Below are 23,051 nucleotides of genomic sequence, written 5' to 3' on the forward strand. Positions count from 1 at the left end.
TGCTTCCCTAGATGGATCTCACTGAAATTCGCTGCAATGCACCCGGCTTATGAGTTTTTTTGGTACTTTTCCTCACTTTTCGGAGATCGATGCATCTCATTTCGATCGATGGGGCGGGCGATCGCGGGTCCGTTTGAAGGGAGTTTTATATAGATTGAAGCACTCTTGAGGAGAGTAAAAAATTCACGGAATCATCGTTTTCAGTATTCTTGGCGAGTCGGTTTGTGCGTTGGCAATGGGGGGTATGGAGAAACACGGAGCGCCACCTCCGCAATAACCGAGGGGCGATCGAGTCTCTCGAAAATCCCTTACTGAGATCCGCGTTCGTCACGTCGCCGCTTCTAAGTGAGTGGCGATCGCCCGTGTCGATTTGATTTAAACAAGCTGACTTAAGTCACACATGGCTCCGATCGAAAGCAAAAACTGACCCGCACGGAGCCGATCTTCAATGTCTTAGAAAATGGTAAGGTCGGTTTCGACGGACACCTCAGCAGGGGAAGAATAAGGAGCTTCTAGGGATAAACAAATCCCGTTTGACGGCGATGAGTTCCTTGGAATAGGGTAGGAAGTTATCGCATTAGAGAGGCGATCGCCAAACAGCGATCCCTAGGTATTGTCTGTCCTGGAGATCGAAAAAGCAACTCGATGTTTACCCGGCTCGAAAGCGCGGGATTGAGGGGAGCGAGCCATCGTTAGGAACAGTTGTATCCAGGGTTGTAGAAGGGACTCGAAGCGCGAGACAGCAAGGGGAAGAGGGCGATCGTGCGATCGCGAACCCCCGAAAGCATCGCGCTCAAGAAAGGAGAACTTTTGACAACGAGACGAACTATCGAAAAGGTAAGCCCTTGTCAATTTGTTGCCAAGAAGAGTTAGAATATTTAGTCTACTGAGTGCAATCAGATCGCGCGACGGGAATTGAAGCCGACGAGGACGAAGGGTGCGATGTTTGCGAAGCGATTCGTCAATATATTCAAAATCAAAAAGCAAAATCAAAAAGCTCTCGCTCTTTTGAAGTCCTTGGAGCGTTCCCCAGGTTGCCGATTGTCACTTGCACCTCGATCGGAAGTCACGGTAGTGGCTTCTCTCTCAGATGATTAGAAATTCGCTGCTTTTGGGAGATGGCGAGAGCAATGAGTGAAAAATTGGTTTGCGCCATCAAAGTATCTTCGGCACGAGAGAAGCGATGATTTTCTCTTTCGATCTCCTCTAGCCTATAATGGCGAAATCATCTACTTGTCTGAGATGATAGGAAAGCGCAAGTGACTCTATAGGTGTAAAGTTTTGTGGCAGGGAAATCTCACCCGTTCACAAACCCCTAGAAACAGAGTATACTGGACTCAGTAGTTTATCTTTTGTAAAGGCGGGACAAAAACCTTGACGAACCAAATTCCTCCTGATTTTCTTAGAGATGTAGCCAAAAAGCGGGGCGTCTCCGATGCCGAACTCGAAACGGTGATCATGGCATTAGACGGAAACTCGACCGCCGCGATCGCCAGTATGCTGGAAATCAGCAACATTGCCGTCCGCAAACGTCTCGGCGAAGTCTATAGAAAATTCAACATCTACGGTCGCGGCCCTGGCAAATTAGCCGAACTGCGCCATCAACTTTACTATCAGTATCAATCCAACGAAGGAGAACCGAGCAGCAGCGAACCGGAATCAACCGGACCGGCGCCGATTGTCTTGGGAAGTCGCCATCAAGATTGGGGCGAAGCGCCCGACGTGTCCGACTTTTACGGACGTTCCGAAGAACTGCAAATTTTGGAAGAGTTAGTCTCGGAAGATCGGTGCCGTTTGGTGGTCTTGCTGGGAATGGCGGGCATCGGTAAAACAGTTCTGTCCGTGCAACTGGCGAAACAACTCGAAAGTGACTTCGATTATGTCGTCTGGCGATCGCTGGCCGGATCTCCGGCGCCGGAAGAGGTCATCGGCGACTTGTTGCAGTTCCTTTCCGGTCAAAAACGCCCCGACATGCCCAACGATCTCAACGGACGCATTTCGCGACTGTTAGATTACTTGCGCGAACGCCGATGCTTAATTGTCTTCGACGATTTCGAGACCCTGCTGCGCGGTGGCGAACTCGCCGGGAACTATCGCAGTGGCTACGAAGGCTACCGCAAGCTGATCGAACGCTTGGGCGAAACCCCCCACGAAAGCTGCTTGCTGATAGCCACGGCAGAAGAACCCGCAGAAATTGCCTTACTCAAAGGCGAAAAAGTCCGATCCGTTCAACCGATGGACTCCGACGAAATCGCCCGCGAACTGTTTGACGAAAAAGGCGTAGTCGCGACGGATAAAGAATGGCAAGAACTGGCCAAACGCTACGGCGATAACCTGCTGGCGTACAAAATTGTCGCCGCGACGATTAAGGAATTTTTCAACGGCAACGTTTCGAGCTTCCTCAAAGCGACGGAACTGTTCGTAGAAGATACCCTCAACGAGCTGTTAGAGCAGCAATTCAATCGTTTGTCGCCGTCGGAAGAAGAAATTATGTACTGGCTGGCGATCGAACGCACCCCAGTCTCGCTGTCGCGCTTGCGCGAAGATTTGCTCCTTCCGGTGTCTTTATCGGAACTGCTCAAAAATCTCGAATCCCTGGCGCGGCGATCGCTCATTGAAAAACAAGATTCCACGGGCGAAACCTCCTTTACCTTACAGCCGTTAATCATGAAATTCGTCACCAACAAATTGGTGGCCAATAGCTGTATGGAAATTCAAGAATACGCCCGCACCAAGAAAATTGATAACATCCGCATTTGGATGAGTCACAATCTCGGTAAAGAATCCGCCGCTCCTAAAAAAACCAGCAAATCCGAGCGCATTTCTTCGATCCTGATGTTGGTGAAAAACCAATTGCAATTCCTGTTCATGCGAACGGGCAGCTACGAGGAAACGATCGAACTGCTCAAGCAAATGTCATCGGTACTCGAAGACAAATCGCAGCTCGAAGTCGGTTACGCCCAAGAAAACCTGCGGCAGTTACTCGCAGCGATGGCCGCCTAAATCAGCCGCCCTCGGCGCCCTGGCGAGCGGACAATAGCGAATCCCCGCTTCGGGATTGGCTATTGTCCCGTTATGTCGCTAATTGTCGCTCGTCTAAAACTGTAGTAGGAGCGATCGCCCGGCCATTATGCACGCCCTCCGGTTCGTACTGCCGAGGCGATCGCCTCCGCTCCCTGCCCATGTTCGCCGTCAACGCTCTGGTCAACGTCCTTACCCGTGTCGATCGCCACGCCAACCCCCACCAAAGTGAGTTACTGCATTAATCCTCACTGTTCCCACCGGGAAAATCCTGATGGCGCAACTCACTGTCAGAGTTGTGGGACGAGCTTGCTCGTTGACGATCGCTATCAAATACTGCGCCCCTTGCGTCCCCCCAATCCCGCCGCCATGACCGACGTATACGAAGTCAAAGATTGGGGAACGAATCAACTCAATTGGGGCGAAATCAAAGTTTTAAAAATCTTCAAATTCACCCACAATCCCAAATTAGTGCGCCTGTTTCGACGAGAAGCACGGGTTTTGATGTGGCTGAGACATCCCGGCATTCCCAAAGTCGAACCGGACGGCTATTTCACCGTGACCTTGCCCCGTAACAAAATCGTTCACGGTTTGGTCATGGAAAAAATCGAAGGGGAAAACTTAGAACAATGGCTGTCCGAGAACGGCGCGATCTCGACAGACCGAGCCCTCGATTGGCTGCAACAGTTAACCGAACTGCTCCACGTCATCCATCAACACAATCTCGGCCATCGAGACCTCAAACCGTCCAATCTGATTTTGCGTCCCAACGGCGAACTCGCCCTCGTCGACTTTGGTACCGTCGCCGAATTCGGCGCCGACAGCCAAACCCGGGTGGGAACCAGTGGTTATGCCGCTCCCGAACAACTCGAAGGGAAAGCAACCCGACAGTCGGACTTTTTTGCCCTGGGGCGCACCTTCGTTCACTTACTCTCGGGCTTGTCGCCGATGGAATTTCCCGAAACGGACAAAGGGGAATTACAGTGGCGCGATCGCGTTGCCGACCTAGAGCGACCGTTAGCCGACGCGATCGACGAACTGATGGCGCCCGATTGGAAAGCGCGAGCGCAACATACCAAAATCATTTTGCAGCGTTTGGAGCAGATCCGAGCGCAATTAAAATCGAGCCAGGAGCGCCCGGGGTCGGGGCGATCGCTCCTCTGGAAAGCGGCCCTACCCTGGGTCGGGATCGCGGGCGTAGTCGGGGTGGGATGGCGAGTGCTCAGCCCGGCAGTACAACTGTACTGGAATCACGCGATCGCACCGAACATTTCCCAACAGTTCAACGAGCTGACCGTGACCAATTTTCAAGATAAAAACTTTGAAAAAGCCCTTCTATTCGGCCAACTCGCCTTGAACTTCGATCGCGACAACAGCTATGCGTCTTACAACTTGGCGATGGTCTACGAAGAAAAAGAAGATTACCGACGCGCCACAGAATATTACGAACGGGCGATCGCCGACGGCGAACCGAGAACCCAATTGCGCGCCACCAATAACTTAGCGCGCTTGCAAATTTGGAGAGCGGGAGATACCCAAGGGGCGATCGCCCGCCTGAGCGACGCCTTAGAACGGGCGCGACATTACGAAAAGATCGACCCGCAAACCCTCTCAGACCTGTACAAAAACCTGGGATGGGCGTATTTTCAAGAAAACCGCAATCGCGAAGCCGAACGCCAGTTGCGAGAGGCGATCGCCCTCGACGATCGCAATATCGCCGCCTACTGCCTGTTGGCCCAAACCCTCGAACGAACCCCCGACGACGACCGGGGCGGGAACGCCCCTCCCCCCTTACTGCCCTGGAAACAGTGCGCCCGAGATAGCGATCTCGTTATCAATCCCGAAACGCGGGTTTGGCAGATGATGGCTCGCCAGCGCTTGGACGAACCGCACGCCGCCTCGCGATCGCTGCCTACCCCGTCAACTTCCCCGTGATGTCTCCCTCTAGCGCCGACCTATTAGCGCGAGCCAACGCCGCCTCCGCCGGGGGCAATTGGTCGCAAGTGCTCGACTGTCTGCAACAATTACTGGCCAGAGACGACGAGGCGCCCGGCGATCGCCACGGCGGAACGACCGCAGCGATCGCCCTCCAATTAACCCTCGACAGTTTGGCCAACGGAGATTTTCGACAACGGTGGGAGGCGACCAAACTGCTGCCTTACTTTGGAGAAGCGGCGATCGCCCCCTTGCTGGTCTGGATCGGCGATCGGGCCGTCGATGGGGAATTGCGCTGGTTTGCAGTGCGCGCCGCGACCGACCTGCTGCGCCACCCGGTCAGTTCGCAAACGCGCACGACGACGATCGCCGCCCTGGCGAACCTGTTGGCTGCCGAAGAAGACGACGACCTCCGCGACGCCGCCACCAGCGCCCTCGCCGAACTGGGAGAAGGGGCGATCGACATCCTCGCCGAGTTGATGCAAGAGCCGCAATCCCGGCGGCTTGCGGTGCGAGCGATCGCCCAGATCCAGCACCCTCGGGTTGTCGAACCCTTACTCGCGGCGATCGCCGATCCGGACGTGGAAGTGCGCGCGATCGCCTGGGAAGCGGCGATCGCCCTCGACGATCCGCGCCTGCCTTCCCTGCTCTTGAAAGCGTTGGACGACCCCTCCGCCCGGGTGCGCCGTCAAGGGGCGATCGGTCTGGGCTTGTGGGCGGCGCGCGGTTCCCTGGACGATCGCTTACCCGAATGCGATCTCGTCCGACGGCTGCGCGATCGCCTCTGGGATTTGAATCTTGAAGTTTGCCAGCAGGCGGCGATCGCCCTGGGACGGCTCGACAGCCCCGCCGCCGCCGCCGCCTTGTCGGAACTCTTCGCGGCTGAGACGACCCCGATGCCGTTAAAACTCGCGGCAGTTCGCGCCCTCGGCTGGATGAGCGTTCCGGAAGCGGTGGATGCCTTGCAGGGCGCGATCCAACTTTGCTGTCGCGGCGGGAACGAGGGAGAGAAACTCCCGGCGGCCTTCGCGGCTGAAATTGCGGCGGTTCTGGGACGACAAAGCGAGAGCCCCTTGCGCGAGCGCGCGGCAGAGGTACTCGTCGCCCTGCTCGACGCGGATCCCCGGACGCGACCGGAGTCGGCTGAAGTGAAGAAGGCGATCGTCTTGGGGTTGGGAGAGTTGGGGGATTCCCGGGCGATCGAACCGTCGATCCGGTTGTTGGCCGATCCCGATGCCAGCGTGCGCCTCCACGCGATCGCCGCCCTCAAACGGCTCGATCCGGAACGGACTTACCAGCGCCTGCAAGAACGGGCCGCCGATCCGACGATCGCCCCGGACCTGCGCGAGGGCATCGCGATCGCCTTACAGGAATGGCACCGTTAACTCATGGGGAATTTCCCATCGCCGCAAGTTGCGGCAGAATAAAGAATAATAAAGAAATGTAAATATCGTTAATTTTTTGGTTTGTAAGCTCGACCGAACAATGCCGCAACCTTCCCTATCTTCCCCCGCCGTGCCATCGACCCCCAGCGAGCCGACCGCCACCTGCGACGTGGCGATCGTCGGCGCGGGGGTCACCGGGATGACGATCGCCTGCGCCCTCAAAGATTCTGGGTTGCGGGTGATCTCGATCGACGCCGCCGAGCGAGAAGCGGCGGCAGCTCGAACCCAAGTTTACGCCCTGACCTTACTCACCGGGCAGATTTTCGACGGAATCGGGGTCTGGGAGAGGATTTTACCGAAGATCTGCACGTTCAAACAGATCCATCTGTCCGATCGCGGACGGTTGGGGGTGCAGTTTCAAACCGGGGATTTAGGCACCGAACAGCTCGGTTACGTGGCGGAACATTCAGTGTTGCTGTCTGCCTTACACGAGTTTGCCGACGATCGCTGTTCCCAACTGACTTGGATCTGTCCGGCGCAAGTGCAAGGGGTGGAATACGACAGCGAGGGAGTTAACCTGCACGTGGAGGCGGACGGGCGTTCGCGAACCATCCGCGCTCGGGTGCTACTGGCTGCCGATGGTAAGCACTCCCGGATTCGGGGATTGGCGGGTATTGGCACCCGGGGCTGGAAGTATTGGCAATCGTGCATTACGACAAAAGTCCGACCGCAGAAAGGTCACGGGAATATTGCTTACGAGCGCTTTTGGCCGAGCGGTCCGTTTGCGATTTTGCCCTTGCCGGGGAATCGCTGCAACGTGGTTTGGACGGCTCCCCACGCCGAAGCGAAAGCCCTGGCGGCGTTGGACGACGAACAGTTTTTAGTGGAATTGAAAAAACGCTACGGCGAAGCGATGGGAGAGATCGAGCCGATCGGCGAGCGATTTGTGTTTCCAGTGCAGTTAATGCAGAGCGATCGCTACGTACTGCCGCGTCTGGCTTTAGTCGGCGATGCCGCCCACTGCTGTCATCCCGTGGGCGGCCAAGGTTTGAATTTGGGCATTCGGGATGCGGCGGCGATCGCGCAAATCCTGCAAGAGGCTCACAAAAACGGAGAAGATCTCGGTTCCCTCAAGGTCTTGAAGCGTTACGAACGATGGCGCAAGGGGGAAAATTTAACAATATTGGGATTTACCGACTTCCTCGATCGCCTCTTTTCCAATCGCTGGCTGCCCTCGGTGATGCTGCGACAAGTAGGACTGTGGGGATTGCGTCACGTCTCGCCCCTGCGACGCTTGGCGTTGCGGTTAATGACCGGACAGTTAGGACGACATCCCCAGCTCGTGCGCCGTTAACTCATCGGGGGGTTCGGGTCTGGCGATCCGCACGACGAGCAAAGCAAGGTGTAGGGATTGCGGATGCCCAGACCGGAGGGGGCGAACGGCGCGCGGCACGGCTACGGTTGCGCCTGACCGACGACGGCATCAATTTGGAACTGACGGCGATCGCCGGGAAGATAGGCTAACGGATCGACCGCATCTTCGCCGGGGGGATGGATCTCGAAGTGTAAGTGAACTCCGGTACTGTTCCCCGTAGTGCCCATTTGAGCGATCAATTGTCCTTGTTCGACGGATTGACCCTCGCGCACTAAAATCCGATAGTTGTGGGCGTAGCGGGTAAAGCTGCCGTCGGCATGTTGGATTTCGACCAAGTTGCCGTAACCGCCTGCATTCCAAGCCGCATAAGTGACGACCCCTGCCGAAGCGGCCAGAATCGGCGTGCCCAACGGTCCGGCGATGTCGATGCCTTTGTGCATCCGTCCCCAACGCCAGCCGTAACCGGAGGTGAGGATCCCGCGCGCGGGCCAGATGTAGCCGTCAAAAATTGGGGTGGGGTCGGGGAGGTAGGTCCCGGCGGCGGCTAAGGGGGGTAAGGGCATGTCGGGGATGCGGGTTGCACCGATGCGCTCTTGCAAGATTTGCAACCGGGAGATGGTGCGGGTGGCGACGACGTCGGCTTCCGGTTGGTAAGAGCGAGGTTCCGGGTCGCGGGTGCCTTTGGCGCCCCACGCCGTGACGCTTTCCGGGGCGATCGCACCAGAGCGATCTTGGCGGTAGGCGATCGCCTTGGCGGTTTCCGCATTCGCTTCGCCGTAACTCTCCGGGGAATTCTCCTGGAGAGACCCGACAGGAACGCTTGCGGATGGCGCGCCATTCCAGGACAGGTTGCCCCCCGGTTCCACCCAAGGAATTGGTTCCGTAATTTTCCGGATCGATCTGGGGTCTGGAGTATTGGGTTTTATCTCCGTGGATCTCGGCTCCGTAGCACTGGACGCGCCTGCAGTGACTGAGGGATTGGGGGTCGAGATGGAGTTGACGGCGATGGCGCGTTCCGTAGAAATGGCGAGAGCTTCGTAGATTAGAGCCGCCACTTCGGCGCGGGTAGCATTGCCGTTCGGTTGGTTCAACCAGTCCTCGGGTATCGAGACGCCCATCTGACGGGCGCGTTGTTGGAGTTGTTCGGTCAGGCGCCGGGAGGCGGCCCAACTCGGTTGGGTGTAGTCGGGAATGGTGCTCGGGTCGATCGCGGCGGAGAACTCCGAGGCGGCGTCGGTAGGGGTTAAGTTCAAGCCGCGTACGAGGGCGACGAGAACTTGCAGGCGGGCGATCGGACGGTCGGGAGCGAATTCCTGGTTGGGAAAACCCGTCAGGAATCCCATATCTGCCGCCGCTTCGATCGCGTTTTGGGCCCAAGAGCGATCGGAGACATCTCGAAAGGGGCGATCGGAACCGTGTTGGGCCTTCGTAGACTGGGGGCGGAGATCGGGTCGCGACTGCAGAGGAGAATTGCGGAAAGCTCGCTCGACGACGGCGGCAAATTGGGCGCGGGTCATCGGGGCGTTCGGTCGGAAACTACCGTCGGGAAAGCCTCGAATTACGCCGTCGGCTTGGAGGGCTTCGATAAACGGTTTGGCCCAGTGTCCGCCGAGATCGGTTAACTGGTTTCGGCGTGCGAGACGGTCGCCAAACTCCCCGCCGATGGTCCGAGCTTCGGAATCGGTCGCGATCGGTTCGCAACCGTCATGAGATCTAGATTTATCCCCGCATTCAGGAACCGGATTCTCCCGATCGCGGTCAGTATCGATGTCGGGTGCTTCGCTGGAGAGGCAACCTGGCATCGCTGTTGACGCTTCTTGAGGCGATTCCCCTTCGCCTGAATTCACTTTCGATGGCGTGCCAGCAACCCAATCGCAGGTCGGTTGCAGGGGTGTATGGTTGTTGGCACTGACGTTGACTTCTTGGGTCAACTCGGCAGTCGCAAGGGCGGCTAGAGTTCCGATTGCAACTTTATGGACGATCATCAACGTTAGCCTCCTCAACTGGGCAGAAACGGATAGCCCCATAGGGCAGCGCTGCGCGAGCGATCGCGCTCGAACCCCCGGCACTCGGGCGATCGCCAAGTGCTGCGGTTCCCCGGTGGGAAACCCAGGGCAGGTGTAACCATTGCGTCAGCAAATCCTCGTCACCACGATTTTGACCCCCGATCGCCCGTCACATCGGAACGAGCGATTCGATCTGTAACGGGGTCTCAGTTTGACCTGGGACGATCTCGGACTCGCTTCGGTTAGGTTCTCTGGCCCGATGGCCGCCGACCCACTCCTGACGCCGAGATCTGCCCTTGGCGCACCTCTGGTTGAATGCTTACAGAACTTTACAGGTCGCCGACAGAACCGACCGCCTAAAACCCAGGGGGTCGCGATCGATTTCCCTCGGTTCGTGCTTGCTTTATACCCCCCAGCATTCCCCCGATCCGCAAACTTATATCGGGGATTTTTTGTGGAGTGGGTTGGCTCAAGCTGGAATAAGCCGCTTACAGGCGTCAATTTCAGAGATATTTTATTTTAGAATTGCATGATTCCTCAGCCGTTGGATCCGGTATTCAGCCCACCATAAAATTCGATACTGACACTCAATTGGATCTGAAATGCGCTTTAGATTCATCACTCGGCTGTTGTGATTCCCTCTTTCCCCTCGGTTGTGCTGAGCAGACCGACGGCTTTACATCTTTATATATAATTGCATTTTTTTTACAAAAGAAAATTTTATAAGCGGGATTTTTGAAATTTTAAATTCACTGAGAAAATTAAATTAATATTTTCTTTTGAAAGATATTAAAGGCGGCGATCGCCGATAAGATAGAATGTCTGTTTGTCGCTTTTTTATGATTTTTATATTGACCACAATAAAAAAGTCAATACCTTGAATTTTTAGTTATTTTTTATAGCAATAGATTAATTTCGATTCGATTTCTGTTTTTTTCGAGAATCCAACATTTCAAGCAATTTAAAAGCATTTTTTGTTGTTTTATATCGATTTGTAAACTTTTTGCGGAATTAATATTTTACTAAAAACCGGAAACTTTGCAGGATTTAACTTGCTGTCTGTCGCTTATTTTGAGAGATCGAGTGGTCAAATTTCTTTACCCATATTTTTACCGAGCATGAACCGAGCATGAAAAAATACTATTAAAAATACTCGACGCGATCGCCTCCCAACCCCGGTCACGGGATCTTTAAAATATCTTTTTTTATTTAGTGAAAATGAATCCGGATCGTCCCGGCATTTTGTGAAAGTAACGCCTTTAATAACTCGGCGTCCGGATCCGGTGGCGAAGGCGCGGCGAGGGGCAGATTCGTCACGATCGCAGATCGAAGTTGCCCGTGGCAAGAGTACCTCCTCTCCCCTGCTAGAGGTTGCCAAGCCATCGATCTAACCTTCTCTTTCGGTAAACTGATGAGAATCAGTAGGGTGTAGCCCACTTGCCGCTCGTTCGCTCTCCATCAGATCTAGATCGAATATGATTTCTACGCGCCGTGAGGCAGACTCGAACGATTCAGGAGTTCTCGACGCGATCGCGCGCCATGGCTCAAAAACATGGAGTGTGACTCGGATCGCGATCGCCGCGTTCCTCGCCTTTTCAATCGCGATCGCCAGTCACATTCCCAGCGCTGTTTCCTCTCCCAGCGCCGTCGCCCAGGAAACCCCCCCCATGTTAGAGGCGCCCGGTGCCGTGGCTCCCGTCCCTCTGGAGTGGATGAAGTCGGAAATCAAAAAAGCCAAAGCGCCCGTCATTTTAGACGGTCGGCCCTTGTTTCTCGTCAGTCGGGTTCGGGAATATCGCGCCGACTTTCGGGCCAATCTGATTAACGACCAACTCCAAAAAATCGCCGATTCGGGGGCGCCGATTGACGTGCAAGTGGTCGAATCGAACCAACTGCCGACGATCGTAGTCAACAACCGCCAACTGCTCACGGTCACCGAAGCGGATGCTCCGGACGGCTTGACCTTAGAACAACAAGCCGATCTGTGGGCGCAACAACTCGAAAAAGCGCTCCAGGAAGCGAGAAAAGAACGCAGCAGCCGTTTTATCTGGCGATCGCTGATTGTCTCCATCGCCATTTTCGCCTTGAGTTTAGTCCTGCACTCCGGTTTGGGGAAACTCTGGAATCGCTACCGCCAACCCCTAACGCAATTGCTCTCGTCGGAGAGTACGGAAGACGGGGAAGAGAGTTCCCAAGGCGTCCAATTTTTCCTCAGTTTCAGTTTGGCGATCGCCCGCGCTTTCGTTTGGCTCGGCGCCGCCTTCTATATCACCAATTCCTTTCCCCTCACCCGCCAGTGGAGTTACCGGATCCTAGAGGCCCTGCGGACCGCCTTTGCCTCGCCGATTCTAACCTTGGGGTCGCGACCCTATTCCTTAATTGACATCCTCATCCTCACGGGGATGTTGTTGGGTTTGGTCGCCGTCGCCTCCAAAACCACCCAACTGCTCAAATCCCGAATTTTAAAGATCGCGGGGATGAACCGGGGCGCCCAAGAAGCGGTGGCGATCGTCACTAAATACGGCTTGATCTTCATCGGAACCTTAGTCTTACTGCAAGTTTGGGGACTCGATATCAGTTCCCTGACGATCGTCGTCAGTGCGTTGAGTGTGGCGATCGGTTTCGGCTTGCAGGATATCGCCAAAAACTTCGGCAGTGGCTTAGTCTTATTATTCGAGCGTCCGATTCAAGTGGGGGATTTTGTCGAAGTCGGCGAATATAGCGGCACTGTCGAACGGATAGGCAGTCGCAGTACGGTAATTCGCACCCTCGATCGCGTCTCGATCATCGTACCGAATTCGCGCTTTCTCGAAAACGAGGTGATTAACTGGAGCCACGATAACCCCGTGTCTCGCTTGCACTTACCCGTCGGCGTCGCCTACGGTTCCGATATTCAAGGGGTAGAAGCCGCCTTATTAGATGCGGCCAAAGGCCATCCGGATGTCTTACTCGTCCCGCCACCGAACGTTCTGTTTCTCGGCTTTGGGGACAGTTCCCTCGATTTCGAGTTGCTGGTGTGGAGTGCGGAACCGAGCAAGCAATATTATCTCAAAAGCGAATTGTATTTTCGCATTTATGCCTTACTCGAACAACGGGAAATCGAGATTCCCTTTCCGCAACGGGACTTACACGTGCGTTCGGGAAGTTTGCCCCTCGATGTCCCTCCCGGGGTTCGCGAAGCCTTGGTGCAATGGCTCGATCGCCTCGACACCAATGGCAAGCACTAGGATCGATCGGTGTTTCGATCCCGTGGTAGCCGTGCAAATCGCCCCTCTCTGAGATCTCTAAAATATCTATATTCACAATGAATGTTTTTAATTCGTTCGGGCGATCGCCTCGGGAGTCGCAAGGGGCAAAGTTTGAGCGCGATCGCCAACCGCCAAAGCGCGCGTTAGTATTGAGTAACCGTCATGCTCGTCAGGGAAAATCTCAGGCCGTCGAGCGCGCGATCGCCCATTTGACGGCTTTCGGACTCGAAATCGTGCGAGAATGCCCCGAAGATCCGCGCGATCTACCCGATGTTATCCGAAAGTACCGCAATTGTGTCGATCTCGTCGTGATTGGCGGCGGCGACGGCACCTTGAATGCGGCAGTCGAAGGCTTGGTCGAGGTTCAACTTCCCCTCGGAATTCTACCTCTGGGTACGGCCAACGACCTCGCCCGTACTTTAAAGATTCCCAATGCGATCGAGGCCGCGTGCGAGACGATCGCCCGAGGTCGGGTACGCTACATCGATTTGGGGTGGGTCAATGGCAAATATTTCTTTAATGTAGCCAGTTTGGGGTTGAGTGTCGAAATTACTCAAAAATTGACCAAAGAGGCCAAAAGCCGTTGGGGAGTTTTGGCTTATGCAGCGACGGCATTTAAAGTCTTGTGGAAAGCACGTCCCTTTCGAGCACAAATCATCGCCAACGGTCAATGTATTCGGGTGAAAACGATTCAAATTGCCGTTGGCAACGGTCGCTATTATGGTGGAGGCATGACCGTCATTCACGATGCGACCATCGACGATCGCCGCTTGGACTTATATAGTTTGGAAGTCAAACATTGGTGGGAAATTATTTATTTATTTCCCGCCTTGTGGCAAGGCAGACACCATCGAATGCGCGGGGTTCGGACCTTGGAAGGTCAGGACATTCGGATCGAAACTCGCAAATACTGCGAAATTAATACCGATGGGGAGTTGACGACTCAAACCCCGGCACATTTTCGCGTGATTCCCCAGATTTTACCCGTCCTCGTTCCTTACAGTTGATTCATTTAAAAACTTAAAAACATAGCTTGATTTTATAGAAAAAACAAAAGTAAAAAGAAAGAATAGATACAGATTTCTAAATCAATTGCAACTCGAAGAGAAGAGAAATCAAACCTGATTCGATTGTCGTTTAAGTCCGATTGCAGTAGCTAGATTCCAGTAGAAACGGGAATGAACGGGGAAAGAGTTAGATTGAGAACGTCCACTTTACAGGATCTCCTCGTTCTCAATAAATTGCGCGATTCAGATAGGGTCGCTATAGATTTGCTATAGTATAGCGGTTCTTGCTCGTCATGACTGGCGACGATGCCAGGAGCGATTCTCGTTGAAACTGTCATTGACCGCGACAGGAATGGAACTGAATCGATTCAGAAAACTTATCCCAGAAACAAATAAAAGCAAAAGCCTTTCCGGCGATCGATTGGCGATCGCCCCTTGAAGTTCTCGATTAAAAACGCACTTATGGAACAACTCCTTCAAAACTTACCCGACAGTCCGATCCTTGAATTTACCATCTTGCTGTTGGTCATTTTGACCGTCCCGCCGATTTTTGAAAAATTGAAGTTACCGGGATTAGTCGGTTTACTCGTCGCCGGGGTGTTGCTCGGTCCCCACGGGGCAACTTTGCTCAATCCCGAGGGAGAAACGATCGCCTTGCTCTCGGATATCGGCAAAATTTATTTAATGTTTGTTGCCGGATTAGAAATCGATCTCGAACAGTTTCGTAAAACCAAAGATCGCTCGATGATCTTCGGTGCGGCGACTTTTTTCGTACCGTTAATTGTCGGTACGGCGATCGGGCGTTTTTTTGGTTTTGATTGGAATGCTTCGATTTTAATCGGGTCGCTGCTCGCCTCCCATACCCTGTTAGGCTATCCGATTGTCAATCGTCTCGGAGTCGTCGGTAACGAAGCCGTTACAGTGACCATTGGTGCGACCATTTTCACCGATATTGCGGCCTTACTCGTTTTAGCAATTTGTGTTTCAATTAATGCGGGCAATTTTACCCCCGAAACCTTAGTGATTCAGTTAGCCGCCTTGGGAATTTATGCGGTAGCCGTTTTATTTGGTTTAGACTGGGCCGGAAAAGAGTTTTTTCGGCGCACGGGTGACGAAGAAGGCAATCAATTTTTATTCGTTCTCCTCGCGGTTTTTTTAGCGTCGGTAGGGGCGCAAATTATCAACGTCGATAAAATTGTCGGGGCATTCCTCGCGGGTTTGGCGGTGAATGATGCGGTGGGGAACGGTCCGGTTAAGGAAAAAGTGGAATTTGTCGGCAGCGTCATGTTTATTCCCTTTTTCTTTGTGGGGATGGGGTTGCTGTTGAATATTCCGGCATTTGCAAAGACCCTCACCTCTTCGTTGGGGATGACCTTGGCAATTTCAATCGGGTTACTGACGGCGAAATTCGTGGCGGCGTTGGTGGCGAAAGTGCTCTATCGCTATCAGTGGGTCGAGACGTTAACGATGTGGTCTTTATCGGTTCCCCAGGTGGCGGCGACCTTGGCGGCGGCGTTGGTGGGGGTGCAACAGGGAATTATTACCGATGAAGTGTTTAATACGATTGTCGTGTTGATGTTGTTGACGTCGATTCTCGGACCATTGATGACGGCGCAGTTTGCGAGTCGCTTACCATTAACGCAAGCCCAAATTGACGCTCAAGAACGGTTGATTTGGTGGGAACAGCACGAACAACAGGAAACCGGGAAAGTCAGCCAGAGAGAACCGAGTTCGTCGCCGTTTACGGTGGTGGTACCGATTTACAATCCTCTGACGGAACGTTATTTGATTGAAATGGCGGCGTTGTTGGCGCGTCACGAACAAGGGCATATCGTGCCGTTATCGGTGGCGATGGGTCACGTTCACATGGACGATCCGGAATTAGACGGGGCGATCGCCCAAAGCGAACGATTGTTATCGCGATCGCTCGATATTGCCCGAGAATTCGAGGTCGAGGCGCAGCCGGAGTTACGGATTGACGACGATGTGGCGCGCGGAATCAGTCGGGTGGCCCGGGAAAAACAAGCGGGGTTGATCGTGATGGGGTGGAGTCCGACGACGAGTTTGCGGGCGCGGTTGTTCGGAAATGTGATTAATGATGTATTTTGGGCGTCTCACTGTCCGGTGGCGGTGACGCGGTTGATGGACGAACCGATGAACATGCACCGGATTTTAGTTCCGGTGAAGGATTTGAGTCCTCAATCGTTGCGGACGGTGTGGTTCGCGCAGTTATTTGCGGATGCGAATGAGGCGCAGATCGAGTTACTGCACGTGTGCGATCGCCGGACGCCGCCGGAACAGATCGATCGCTTCGAGATGGAGTTATCGAAGGTGCTCGGTGACAGTCCGCTATCGGTGTCCAGTCATATTAAGACGATCGCCCACGATGACGTGACTAAGGTGATTCTCAGGGCGGCGCGATCGGCAGATTTGGTGATTCTGCGATCGGTTCGCCGTCGGACTGCCGGAGGTTTGGCGATTAGCAATGTCACCACTCAGGTGATCCAAGATTTAGCCTGTTCGGTGGTGTTGTTTGGCGAACCGCATTCGTAAGAAGTGTTGCAAGTCCGGAGTCGGGAGATCTCCTCAGCAGTGGGTCAGATCGCCGCCCTGGGGACTCCTGACTCCGAAGCTCGTCATCTAAACGGCGGCGACGGCGGCGCCTAAGAGACTTTCAAACAGTTTGATGCCGTCGGTGGCGCCGAGAACGGGGTCCGAGGCGCGTTCGGGGTGGGGCATCAAGCCGAGGACGTTGCCGTTGCGATTGCAGATTCCGGCAATATTATTTAAGGATCCGTTGGGATTGCCTGCGGCGTCGATCGCCCCGTCCGGGGTGCAGTAGCGAAATACGACTTGGTTGTTGGTTTCGAGTTCGTCGAGGGTGTCGGCGTCGGCGTAGTAGCGACCTTCCCCGTGGGCGATGGGAAGGGTGATGACTTGACCGGGATCGTAGGTGCTCGTCCAGGGTAAGCGGGTGTTTTCGACTTTGACCGGGACGCGATCGCAGATAAAATGCAGGTCGCGATTGCGGATTAAGGCCCCGGGTAATAAGCCCGATTCGGTGAGGACTTGGAAGCCGTTACAAATACCGATGACGAATTTGCCGCGTTCTGCGTGTTTGACCACTTCGGGCATCACTCGGGAAAAACGGGCGATCGCACCGCAACGCAAGTAATCGCCGTAACTGAAGCCGCCGGGAAGGACGATAACATCGAGGTCGGCGATGTCGGTGTCTTGATGCCAAACGAGGCGAGTGGGTTGGTCGAGTAAGCCTTCGGTGACCCAGACCAGATCGCGATCGCAGTTGGAACCGGGAAATACAATGACTCCAAATTTCACGAGTTGACCTCCGCTTTTTGAACCGTGGCGACTTCGGTTAACTCGAAGCGATAGTTTTCAATGACGGGATTGGCTAACAGTTCGTCGCAGATGCGATCGAGTTGGTTGCGGGCCTGTTGTTCGTCGCTGGCGCAGATCGACAGTTCGACATATTTGCCGATTCTTATCCCGGTAACGTTGTCGTAGCCCATATTTTTCAGCCCGGACTCGACCGCCGTTCCTGCCGGATCTAAAACCGAACGGCGCAGAGTAACATAGATGTGAGCCTGGTATTGTCTTTGAGTCATCAGCTTTGCCCGTAGATTCTTGAGATCGTGCCTTTGAGGTCGCGGCTTTCTCATTTTAAGGCGAGACCCGGACACTTCGACTGCGCCCGTCGCGGCGAAGGGCATCGATTTTTCGAGGCGATCGCCCCCAATCACCAACTATTTTACCCCGTGCTTTGTCGATCTTCCCGAAACATCACCGTGCGGGTTTATCGTAAAATATTAGTAAAATATTATTAGGTTTTGTGACAATCGAGATCGTTTGGGATTGCGCGATCGCGATCGACCCTGCCAATCTTTCCCGAACCCCCTGTTATCTTCAATCCTCCGACGGTCTCGATCTTCCCAACTCTCTAAATCTAAACTCTAAAAAAATCCCTATGAAAGGCAAGCGCACCCGTTCTCAAGACCGCATTCTCAATTTTCTCAAAACCAAGAAAGAAGCCCTTTCCGCACAGGATATTTATATCGAACTGCGCCATCGCAATCAGGGAGTCGGTCTGGCAACGGTGTATCGAGCCTTAGAAGGCTTAAAACTCGAAGGAGTCGTTCAAGTCCGCACCTTAGCCAATGGCGAATCTCTCTATAGCAGCCTCCAACAAGACCGCCATCACTTAACCTGTTTGCAATGCGGTCAGTCTATCCCTCTAGATGAATGCCCAGTTCACGACCTCGAACGAAAACTCGAACAATCCCATCATTTTAAAGTGTTTTATCATACTTTAGAGTTTTTCGGATTGTGCGATCGGTGCAGTCTCGCCCAAGAACGGGGTTGAGTTTTGGAAAGAAATTAATAGATCGATTGCAGGCCAGAACCAAGAGGCAAAGAAAACTCGGAACTTTGGGGAATTGAAAAAATTCTGTTGAGTTAACTATTTTTGCTTTAAATATTAGTTAGAATTCTATTGTCATCCTCAATACATTTTAAAGTTTATTGATAACCAATACTCCCGTAACTCTTACGATCTCAATCCAGCAATCTAACCTGTCATTCCCGCTCGAGGGGGAACCCATCAAGAGACTTCGGCCTTGACCAACTTGAGAATCGGGTTCAAATTCTATCCCCTTATTATTCCTACGGATTGAGGATTTCGATAGTCGTCCGGAGAAGGCGGGCAAGATGCCCGCACCACAACTTTAAAATTTCCTAAAACTCCTACGTTTCCGAATTAGGTAAATTAGAATTGCCCACAATCGAACGCAATCCCTCAAAGGTTGCCGGAATATTGCGCGGGTCCATAAACATGACTTTACTGCTGTCACTGCTGCCGATGGTCAGACCCATGCGCAAATATTCTTGCGCCAATAGGAACTGGAGTGCTTCTCGGGCGGTGGGATCGGCCTTCAGCGTTTTTGTGATAATCTGCAAGGCTTCAGAAGTCGCTTGCGCTTTGAGAACCTGTTCTTGACGTTCGGCTTGCGCCTTCAAGACGATCGTCTTTTGCTGCGCTTCCGCATCCAAAATCGCCGCCTTTTGGCGGGATTCCGCTTCGAGCACTTGCGCCTCGGCGCGACCTCGGGCGCTGTTGACCGCCGATTCTCGTTCCCCTTCCGAGGTTAAAATTGCCGCCCGTTTTTTCCGTTCGGCGGACATTTGCAGTTCCATCGAATCTTGCACGGCTTTCGAGGGAACGATATCGCGCAGTTCCACTCGGGTCACTTTCACGCCCCACGGGTCCGTGGAAATATCCAATTCGCGCAAGAGCACTTCGTTAATTTCGCTGCGGGCGGTAAAGGTTTGATCCAGTTCTAACTTGCCCATTTCCGAGCGAATTTGAGTTAGAACGAGGTTAATCATCGCATCTTTGAGATTTTCGACTTTGTAATAGGCTTTTTCCATATCGACAATCCGCCAATAGACGACCGCATCGACGGAAATCGACACGTTATCCCGGGTGATGCACTGTTGCGGCGGGATATCGATGACTTTTTCCCGGGTGGTTTCTTTATAAACGACGTTATCGACAAACGGAACGATAAAATTAACGCCGGGTTTTAATTTTTTGCCGTTGTAACGCCCGAGACTTTCGACGAGGGCTTCATTCCCTTGATTGACGATTTTGACCATTCCGGCGAGGGCGGAACCCCCTAACGCCAAGCCAATCAGTACAAAAAATCCTTCCATTTACTGAGTCCTCTATAGCTGTTCTAAAAGTGTTCTAATTGTTTTAAACCGATCGAATTTGTTGCCAATCTGGACTGAAACCGATCGCCGTCCCGGTTCACCCCATTTCAGTGCAAGAGTTTTTCGGGAACGACTAATAAGGTGTTGCCTTTGCGTCCGACGACCAAAACTTTTTGATTGGGCCCGATGGCATTATCGGGGTCTTCACATAAGGCGCGCCAGGAGTTGCCTTCATAGAGGACGCGACCCGCTTCGCCGGGACGGATTTCGGTGAGGGTTTCGGCTTCGTCGGCATCTTCTAAGGTGGAGACTTTACGCTTGGGTAGGAGTTGGCGGGAGAGAAAGAGGCCGAGGGCGGATAAAATCATCCACAATAAAACTTGTAAACTCGGTTGGGGGAGGATGAGGGAAATTCCGGCGACGATAAACGCACTCAGCCCCATCGTGAATTCGACGAGGGCGGTGGGGACGAACAGTTCCATCAAACATAAGATCGATCCGGCTAACAGCCACGCCATTGTGGGGTTGAACAGGATCTGAACGAGGGTAGGGGTGGAGGCTAAGACTAGCCCGAAGTTGTGGGAAGTTGCAGCAATGACCATCACATCACGCATCCAATTGAGTTTGGGAAAGACGATCTCAAAAATCGGGGAACGATTGACACGGGGGAAAGGATAGAATGAGTTTTGGATTCGCTCGGGATCGAATTATCGACCAGCTTAACCCGTGGTTGAAATTGCGGAAGTTTTTACACGCGGTTAAGATGGGCGTCGCCCCTCGGGCGCTAACGGCTGCGAGCGAAGGGTTTCGCGATCGCCAATTATTCTGGCTGACCCTGTTGTTGATTTCTATTGTGCCGTAACCGATCCAGTTCATGAGCAGTTCCGAACCCTCTCTCTACTGTCCAAATACCGCTTGTGCCAATCCTGCCAATCCTTTGGGGAATCAGCAGTGCGACTCGTGCCAAACGCCGCTTACCTATCGGTATTTGTGGGGCGTGGGGGCGGCGGCGATGGGACTGGAAATGGGCGAGACGATCGCCGATCGCTATTACGTGGTTGCCCCTCAAATTTTCCTGGATACGCAACCCTCGCAATTACCGTTAATTCCTAACGAGATTCCCGAGGAATTACTCCCGTATTTACAATTGTATCCCCAGCGCCTCCACGTCCCCCAGATTTACGGGTTCTGTACGGTGGGTCAAGGGCCGCAAGGGCGCAATTTCTTGCTGCTGGAAAATGTTCCGGTGGATCCGAATACGGCGAATTTGTACCCGTCGCTGTTGGAAGCGTGGGGAGAAGCGCCTCCTGTCCGTCAGGTGTATTGGTTGTGGCAAATTCTGCAATTGTGGCGCCCTTTGCTCGATTTGGGGGTGGCGTCGAGTTTGCTCAAGGCGGAGAATATTCGGGTGCAGGGGTGGCGGGTCTGGTTGCGCGAACTCTACAGCGATGCGACGTTGGTGACGAAGCCGGACGCCCAGGATTTGGGCTATAACTGGTTGACTTGGACGGGTCAGAAACAAGGGGTGGTGGGCGATCGCCTCCAGGAGATCGGCAAGCAAATGCGCCGTCCGGATGCGGATCTCGCCAGCATCGAAACTCAGGTGAATCAACTGTTACTCGAACTCGCCGGACAGTTACCGTTACGGGTGCGGGTGGCGGGAGGAAGCGACCCGGGACCGCAACGCACCCACAATGAGGATTGTTGTTTTCCGACGACGGAGGATTTACCGGAACCGGGAACGAAAAACCGCGATCGCCTCTTGGGTCATTTGGCGATCGTCTGCGATGGCGTCGGCGGTCACGAAGGCGGCGAGGTCGCCAGTCAAATGGCGGTGCAATCGCTCAAACTGCCGATCCGCGCGTTTATGGAAGAAGTCCTCAACGAAACGGAGTTGAGTCCGCCGACGTCAATTTCCGACCAGTTGCGGGCGATCGCCCGGGTGGTCAACAATACGATCGCCGCCCAAAACGACCAACAAGGACGGGCCTTGCGCCAGCGCATGGGAACCACCTTGATGATGGCCCTCCAACTCCCCCAAACCGTGGCGACGGAAACGGGCGCCCGCCTCGCCAACAGTCACGAACTCTATCTCGTCTCCCTCGGCGACAGTCGCGCTTACTGGATTACCCCTCACTACTGCCAGCAGTTGAGTGTCGATGACGATTTGGTCACCCGCGAAGTCCGCATGGGCCGCAGTTTCTACCGCGATGTCCTCAAACGCCGGGAGGCGGGGGCTCTGACTCAAGCGTTGGGAACCCGGGAGGGAGATTTACTCCATCCCAATGTTTCTCGCTTTATCGTCGAGGAAGATGGCTTATTATTATTGTGTTCGGACGGGTTGAGCGATAACGATCGCGTCGAGCAGTTTTGGCATCAGTTTTGTCCCCATATTTTTAACGGCGACCTGTCCGTAGAACAAGCGGTGCAACGCTGGATCGATTTGGCGAACGACAAAAACGGTCACGATAACACGTCGGTAGTTCTCACGTACTATCGCCTATCTCCGGAAAAATTGGTGCTATTCGATCCGACTCGGTTACCGAGTGAGGGCATTTTAGACGATGAATTTGCCGAGTCCTCTCGCGCCTTACTCGACGAGGAAGAGACCCCCGATGGGGGCGATCGCTCCCGCCGAAGCCGCCGCCCCCTCTCGCCGAAACAGGTGCGCGTCCGCTTGCTGCTGGTCGGTTTGCTGGCGGCGATCGTCGGGTTTGTCGGCTGGTGGCAACTCGACGAATCCGGGGCGATCGATCGCCTGCGCGAGCAAATTTTCCGGCAAGAATAAGGTGGATCGGGGAAGCCATTTTTAAAGGATTCTTGCAAGGATAGGGCGATCGCAACCCCCGTGATACCCTCAAGATCGATGCTAGGGTGGAAAGCTCATGAATCAGGCTAAAAATGTGTTGGGGACGACGTTAAAACTGTGCGGTACCTCGCCGACGACCGGGTTTTACCGCGATGGCTGTTGCCACACCGGACCGGACGATCGCGGGGTTCATACGGTTTGCGCGCAAGTGAGCGCGGAATTTTTAGAGTTTACCAAGGCCCAAGGGAACGATCTGAGTACGCCGATGCCGATGTTTGGGTTTCCGGGGCTGAAACCGGGCGATCGCTGGTGTTTGTGTGCCAGTCGCTGGAAAGAAGCCCTCGATTCCGGATTTGCACCGCCGATCGTCTTGGAAGCCACTCACGAGGCGACGTTAAACTATATTCCTATCGATGTTCTTAAGGAACACGCCATCGATCTTTGATGTTATATAAAACTTAAAACAACTGCTATGATTTCGGCGGGCAAGATGCCCGCCCCACGGACTACCAAGTTTAAAAGTCTATCAAAGGTC

General features: G+C 53.8%; 19 protein-coding genes. 13 read left to right on the plus strand and 6 right to left on the minus strand.

Features of this window, described 5'->3' with window-relative positions; genetic code table 11:
- The first annotated feature begins 890 nt into the window (after nt 1–890).
- The 6 genes from HCG48_RS25555 to HCG48_RS17535 all read left to right on the plus strand — a co-directional run bounded on the left by HCG48_RS25555 (nt 891) and on the right by HCG48_RS17535 (nt 7,695).
- Complete coding sequence (locus HCG48_RS25555) at nt 891–1,094, plus strand: hypothetical protein (protein ID WP_210437070.1); 204 nt, start codon at nt 891–893, stop codon at nt 1,092–1,094.
- A gap of 280 nt (nt 1,095–1,374) precedes the next feature.
- Nucleotides 1,375–3,003 (plus strand): ATP-binding protein, encoded by a 1,629-nt coding sequence (locus HCG48_RS17515; protein ID WP_168570294.1) that lies wholly within the window; start codon nt 1,375–1,377, stop codon nt 3,001–3,003.
- A gap of 62 nt (nt 3,004–3,065) precedes the next feature.
- Nucleotides 3,066–3,266 carry a hypothetical protein gene (locus HCG48_RS17520; protein WP_168570295.1) on the plus strand — a complete coding sequence of 67 codons (201 nt, stop codon included), beginning with the start codon at nt 3,066–3,068 and terminating at the stop codon, nt 3,264–3,266.
- Nucleotides 3,250–4,956: a serine/threonine-protein kinase gene (locus HCG48_RS17525; RefSeq protein ID WP_168570296.1), complete on the plus strand. Its 1,707-nt coding sequence runs from the start codon at nt 3,250–3,252 to the stop codon at nt 4,954–4,956. Before HCG48_RS17520 ends, HCG48_RS17525 begins: the two co-directional genes overlap by 17 nt.
- The gene (locus HCG48_RS17530) at nt 4,956–6,341 is read left to right on the plus strand and encodes a HEAT repeat domain-containing protein (protein WP_168570297.1); all 1,386 of its coding nucleotides are present in this window, start codon (nt 4,956–4,958) and stop codon (nt 6,339–6,341) included. The genes HCG48_RS17525 and HCG48_RS17530 overlap by 1 nt, the downstream gene beginning before the upstream one ends.
- 100 nt (nt 6,342–6,441) lie before the next feature.
- Complete coding sequence (locus tag HCG48_RS17535; RefSeq protein WP_168570298.1) at nt 6,442–7,695, plus strand: FAD-dependent hydroxylase; 1,254 nt, start codon at nt 6,442–6,444, stop codon at nt 7,693–7,695.
- Nucleotides 7,696–7,796: 101 nt separating this feature from the next.
- Here HCG48_RS17535 and HCG48_RS17540 read toward each other — a convergent pair whose 3' ends face one another.
- Nucleotides 7,797–9,701, minus strand: coding sequence for a peptidoglycan DD-metalloendopeptidase family protein (locus tag HCG48_RS17540; RefSeq protein ID WP_168570299.1), 1,905 nt, complete (start codon nt 9,699–9,701; stop codon nt 7,797–7,799).
- Nucleotides 9,702–9,715: 14 nt separating this feature from the next.
- Entirely contained in the window at nt 9,716–9,844 is a 129-nt protein-coding gene (locus tag HCG48_RS26545) for a hypothetical protein (RefSeq protein ID WP_281362018.1), read from the minus strand.
- A 1,353-nt stretch (nt 9,845–11,197) separates the two neighbouring features.
- Here HCG48_RS26545 and HCG48_RS17545 point away from each other — a divergent pair.
- The 3 genes from HCG48_RS17545 (at nt 11,198) to HCG48_RS17555 (ending at nt 16,530) form a co-directional block, all read left to right on the plus strand.
- A complete protein-coding gene (locus HCG48_RS17545; RefSeq protein WP_168570300.1) occupies nt 11,198–12,949 on the plus strand; it encodes a mechanosensitive ion channel family protein in 1,752 nt (583 codons plus the stop codon).
- Between the two features lie 77 nt (nt 12,950–13,026).
- Complete coding sequence (locus HCG48_RS17550; protein ID WP_168570301.1) at nt 13,027–13,977, plus strand: lipid kinase; 951 nt, start codon at nt 13,027–13,029, stop codon at nt 13,975–13,977.
- 462 nt (nt 13,978–14,439) lie between these two features.
- Entirely contained in the window at nt 14,440–16,530 is a 2,091-nt protein-coding gene (locus HCG48_RS17555) for a cation:proton antiporter domain-containing protein (RefSeq protein ID WP_168570302.1), read from the plus strand.
- A gap of 87 nt (nt 16,531–16,617) precedes the next feature.
- Here the strand turns inward: HCG48_RS17555 and purQ are convergent, their stop codons facing one another.
- Nucleotides 16,618–17,316 (minus strand): phosphoribosylformylglycinamidine synthase subunit PurQ, encoded by a 699-nt coding sequence (gene purQ / locus HCG48_RS17560; RefSeq protein ID WP_168570303.1) that lies wholly within the window; start codon nt 17,314–17,316, stop codon nt 16,618–16,620.
- Nucleotides 17,313–17,603, minus strand: a complete 291-nt coding sequence (gene purS, locus HCG48_RS17565; protein WP_168570304.1) for a phosphoribosylformylglycinamidine synthase subunit PurS — start codon at nt 17,601–17,603, stop codon at nt 17,313–17,315. Before purS ends, purQ begins: the two co-directional genes overlap by 4 nt.
- A gap of 359 nt (nt 17,604–17,962) precedes the next feature.
- Here purS and HCG48_RS17570 point away from each other — a divergent pair, with 359 nt between their 5' ends.
- Nucleotides 17,963–18,358, plus strand: coding sequence for a Fur family transcriptional regulator (locus HCG48_RS17570; RefSeq protein WP_168570305.1), 396 nt, complete (start codon nt 17,963–17,965; stop codon nt 18,356–18,358).
- 380 nt (nt 18,359–18,738) lie between these two features.
- Here the strand turns inward: HCG48_RS17570 and HCG48_RS17575 are convergent, their stop codons facing one another.
- Together HCG48_RS17575 and HCG48_RS17580 are read right to left on the minus strand one after the other, a co-directional pair.
- Nucleotides 18,739–19,707: an SPFH domain-containing protein gene (locus HCG48_RS17575; RefSeq protein ID WP_168570306.1), complete on the minus strand. Its 969-nt coding sequence runs from the start codon at nt 19,705–19,707 to the stop codon at nt 18,739–18,741.
- A 107-nt stretch (nt 19,708–19,814) separates the two neighbouring features.
- Nucleotides 19,815–20,243 carry an NfeD family protein gene (locus HCG48_RS17580; protein ID WP_168571949.1) on the minus strand — a complete coding sequence of 143 codons (429 nt, stop codon included), beginning with the start codon at nt 20,241–20,243 and terminating at the stop codon, nt 19,815–19,817.
- A gap of 143 nt (nt 20,244–20,386) precedes the next feature.
- Between HCG48_RS17580 and HCG48_RS17585 the strand changes: the two genes are divergently transcribed.
- The 3 genes from HCG48_RS17585 to HCG48_RS17595 all read left to right on the plus strand — a co-directional run bounded on the left by HCG48_RS17585 (nt 20,387) and on the right by HCG48_RS17595 (nt 22,961).
- On the plus strand, nt 20,387–20,569 hold the full coding sequence (locus HCG48_RS17585; RefSeq protein WP_168570307.1) for a hypothetical protein: 183 nt from the start codon (nt 20,387–20,389) through the stop codon (nt 20,567–20,569).
- Between the two features lie 12 nt (nt 20,570–20,581).
- On the plus strand, nt 20,582–22,495 hold the full coding sequence (locus HCG48_RS17590; RefSeq protein WP_168570308.1) for a PP2C family protein-serine/threonine phosphatase: 1,914 nt from the start codon (nt 20,582–20,584) through the stop codon (nt 22,493–22,495).
- Nucleotides 22,496–22,592: 97 nt separating this feature from the next.
- Nucleotides 22,593–22,961 (plus strand): DUF2237 family protein, encoded by a 369-nt coding sequence (locus HCG48_RS17595; RefSeq protein WP_168570309.1) that lies wholly within the window; start codon nt 22,593–22,595, stop codon nt 22,959–22,961.
- The last annotated feature ends 90 nt before the right edge of the window (nt 22,962–23,051 follow it).

The sequence above is a fragment of the Oxynema aestuarii AP17 genome, from assembly GCF_012295525.1.
Lineage (GTDB): Bacteria > Cyanobacteriota > Cyanobacteriia > Cyanobacteriales > Laspinemataceae > Oxynema > Oxynema aestuarii.

Excerpts from the sequence above, each read along its gene's own strand:
- HCG48_RS17530 (WP_168570297.1), top strand. The coding sequence starts at position 4,956 with ATGTCTCCCTCTAGCGCCGACCTATTAGCGCGAGCCAACGCCGCCTCC.
- HCG48_RS17535 (WP_168570298.1), top strand. The coding sequence starts at position 6,442 with ATGCCGCAACCTTCCCTATCTTCCCCCGCCGTGCCATCGACCCCCAGC.
- HCG48_RS17540 (WP_168570299.1), bottom strand. The coding sequence starts at position 9,701 with ATGATCGTCCATAAAGTTGCAATCGGAACTCTAGCCGCCCTTGCGACT.
- HCG48_RS26545 (WP_281362018.1), bottom strand. The coding sequence starts at position 9,844 with ATGGTTACACCTGCCCTGGGTTTCCCACCGGGGAACCGCAGCACTTGG.
- HCG48_RS17545 (WP_168570300.1), top strand. The coding sequence starts at position 11,198 with ATGATTTCTACGCGCCGTGAGGCAGACTCGAACGATTCAGGAGTTCTC.
- HCG48_RS17550 (WP_168570301.1), top strand. The coding sequence starts at position 13,027 with ATGAATGTTTTTAATTCGTTCGGGCGATCGCCTCGGGAGTCGCAAGGG.
- HCG48_RS17555 (WP_168570302.1), top strand. The coding sequence starts at position 14,440 with ATGGAACAACTCCTTCAAAACTTACCCGACAGTCCGATCCTTGAATTT.
- purS (WP_168570304.1), bottom strand. The coding sequence starts at position 17,603 with ATGACTCAAAGACAATACCAGGCTCACATCTATGTTACTCTGCGCCGT.
- HCG48_RS17570 (WP_168570305.1), top strand. The coding sequence starts at position 17,963 with ATGAAAGGCAAGCGCACCCGTTCTCAAGACCGCATTCTCAATTTTCTC.
- HCG48_RS17575 (WP_168570306.1), bottom strand. The coding sequence starts at position 19,707 with ATGGAAGGATTTTTTGTACTGATTGGCTTGGCGTTAGGGGGTTCCGCC.
- HCG48_RS17585 (WP_168570307.1), top strand. The coding sequence starts at position 20,387 with ATGAGTTTTGGATTCGCTCGGGATCGAATTATCGACCAGCTTAACCCG.
- HCG48_RS17590 (WP_168570308.1), top strand. The coding sequence starts at position 20,582 with ATGAGCAGTTCCGAACCCTCTCTCTACTGTCCAAATACCGCTTGTGCC.
- HCG48_RS17595 (WP_168570309.1), top strand. The coding sequence starts at position 22,593 with ATGAATCAGGCTAAAAATGTGTTGGGGACGACGTTAAAACTGTGCGGT.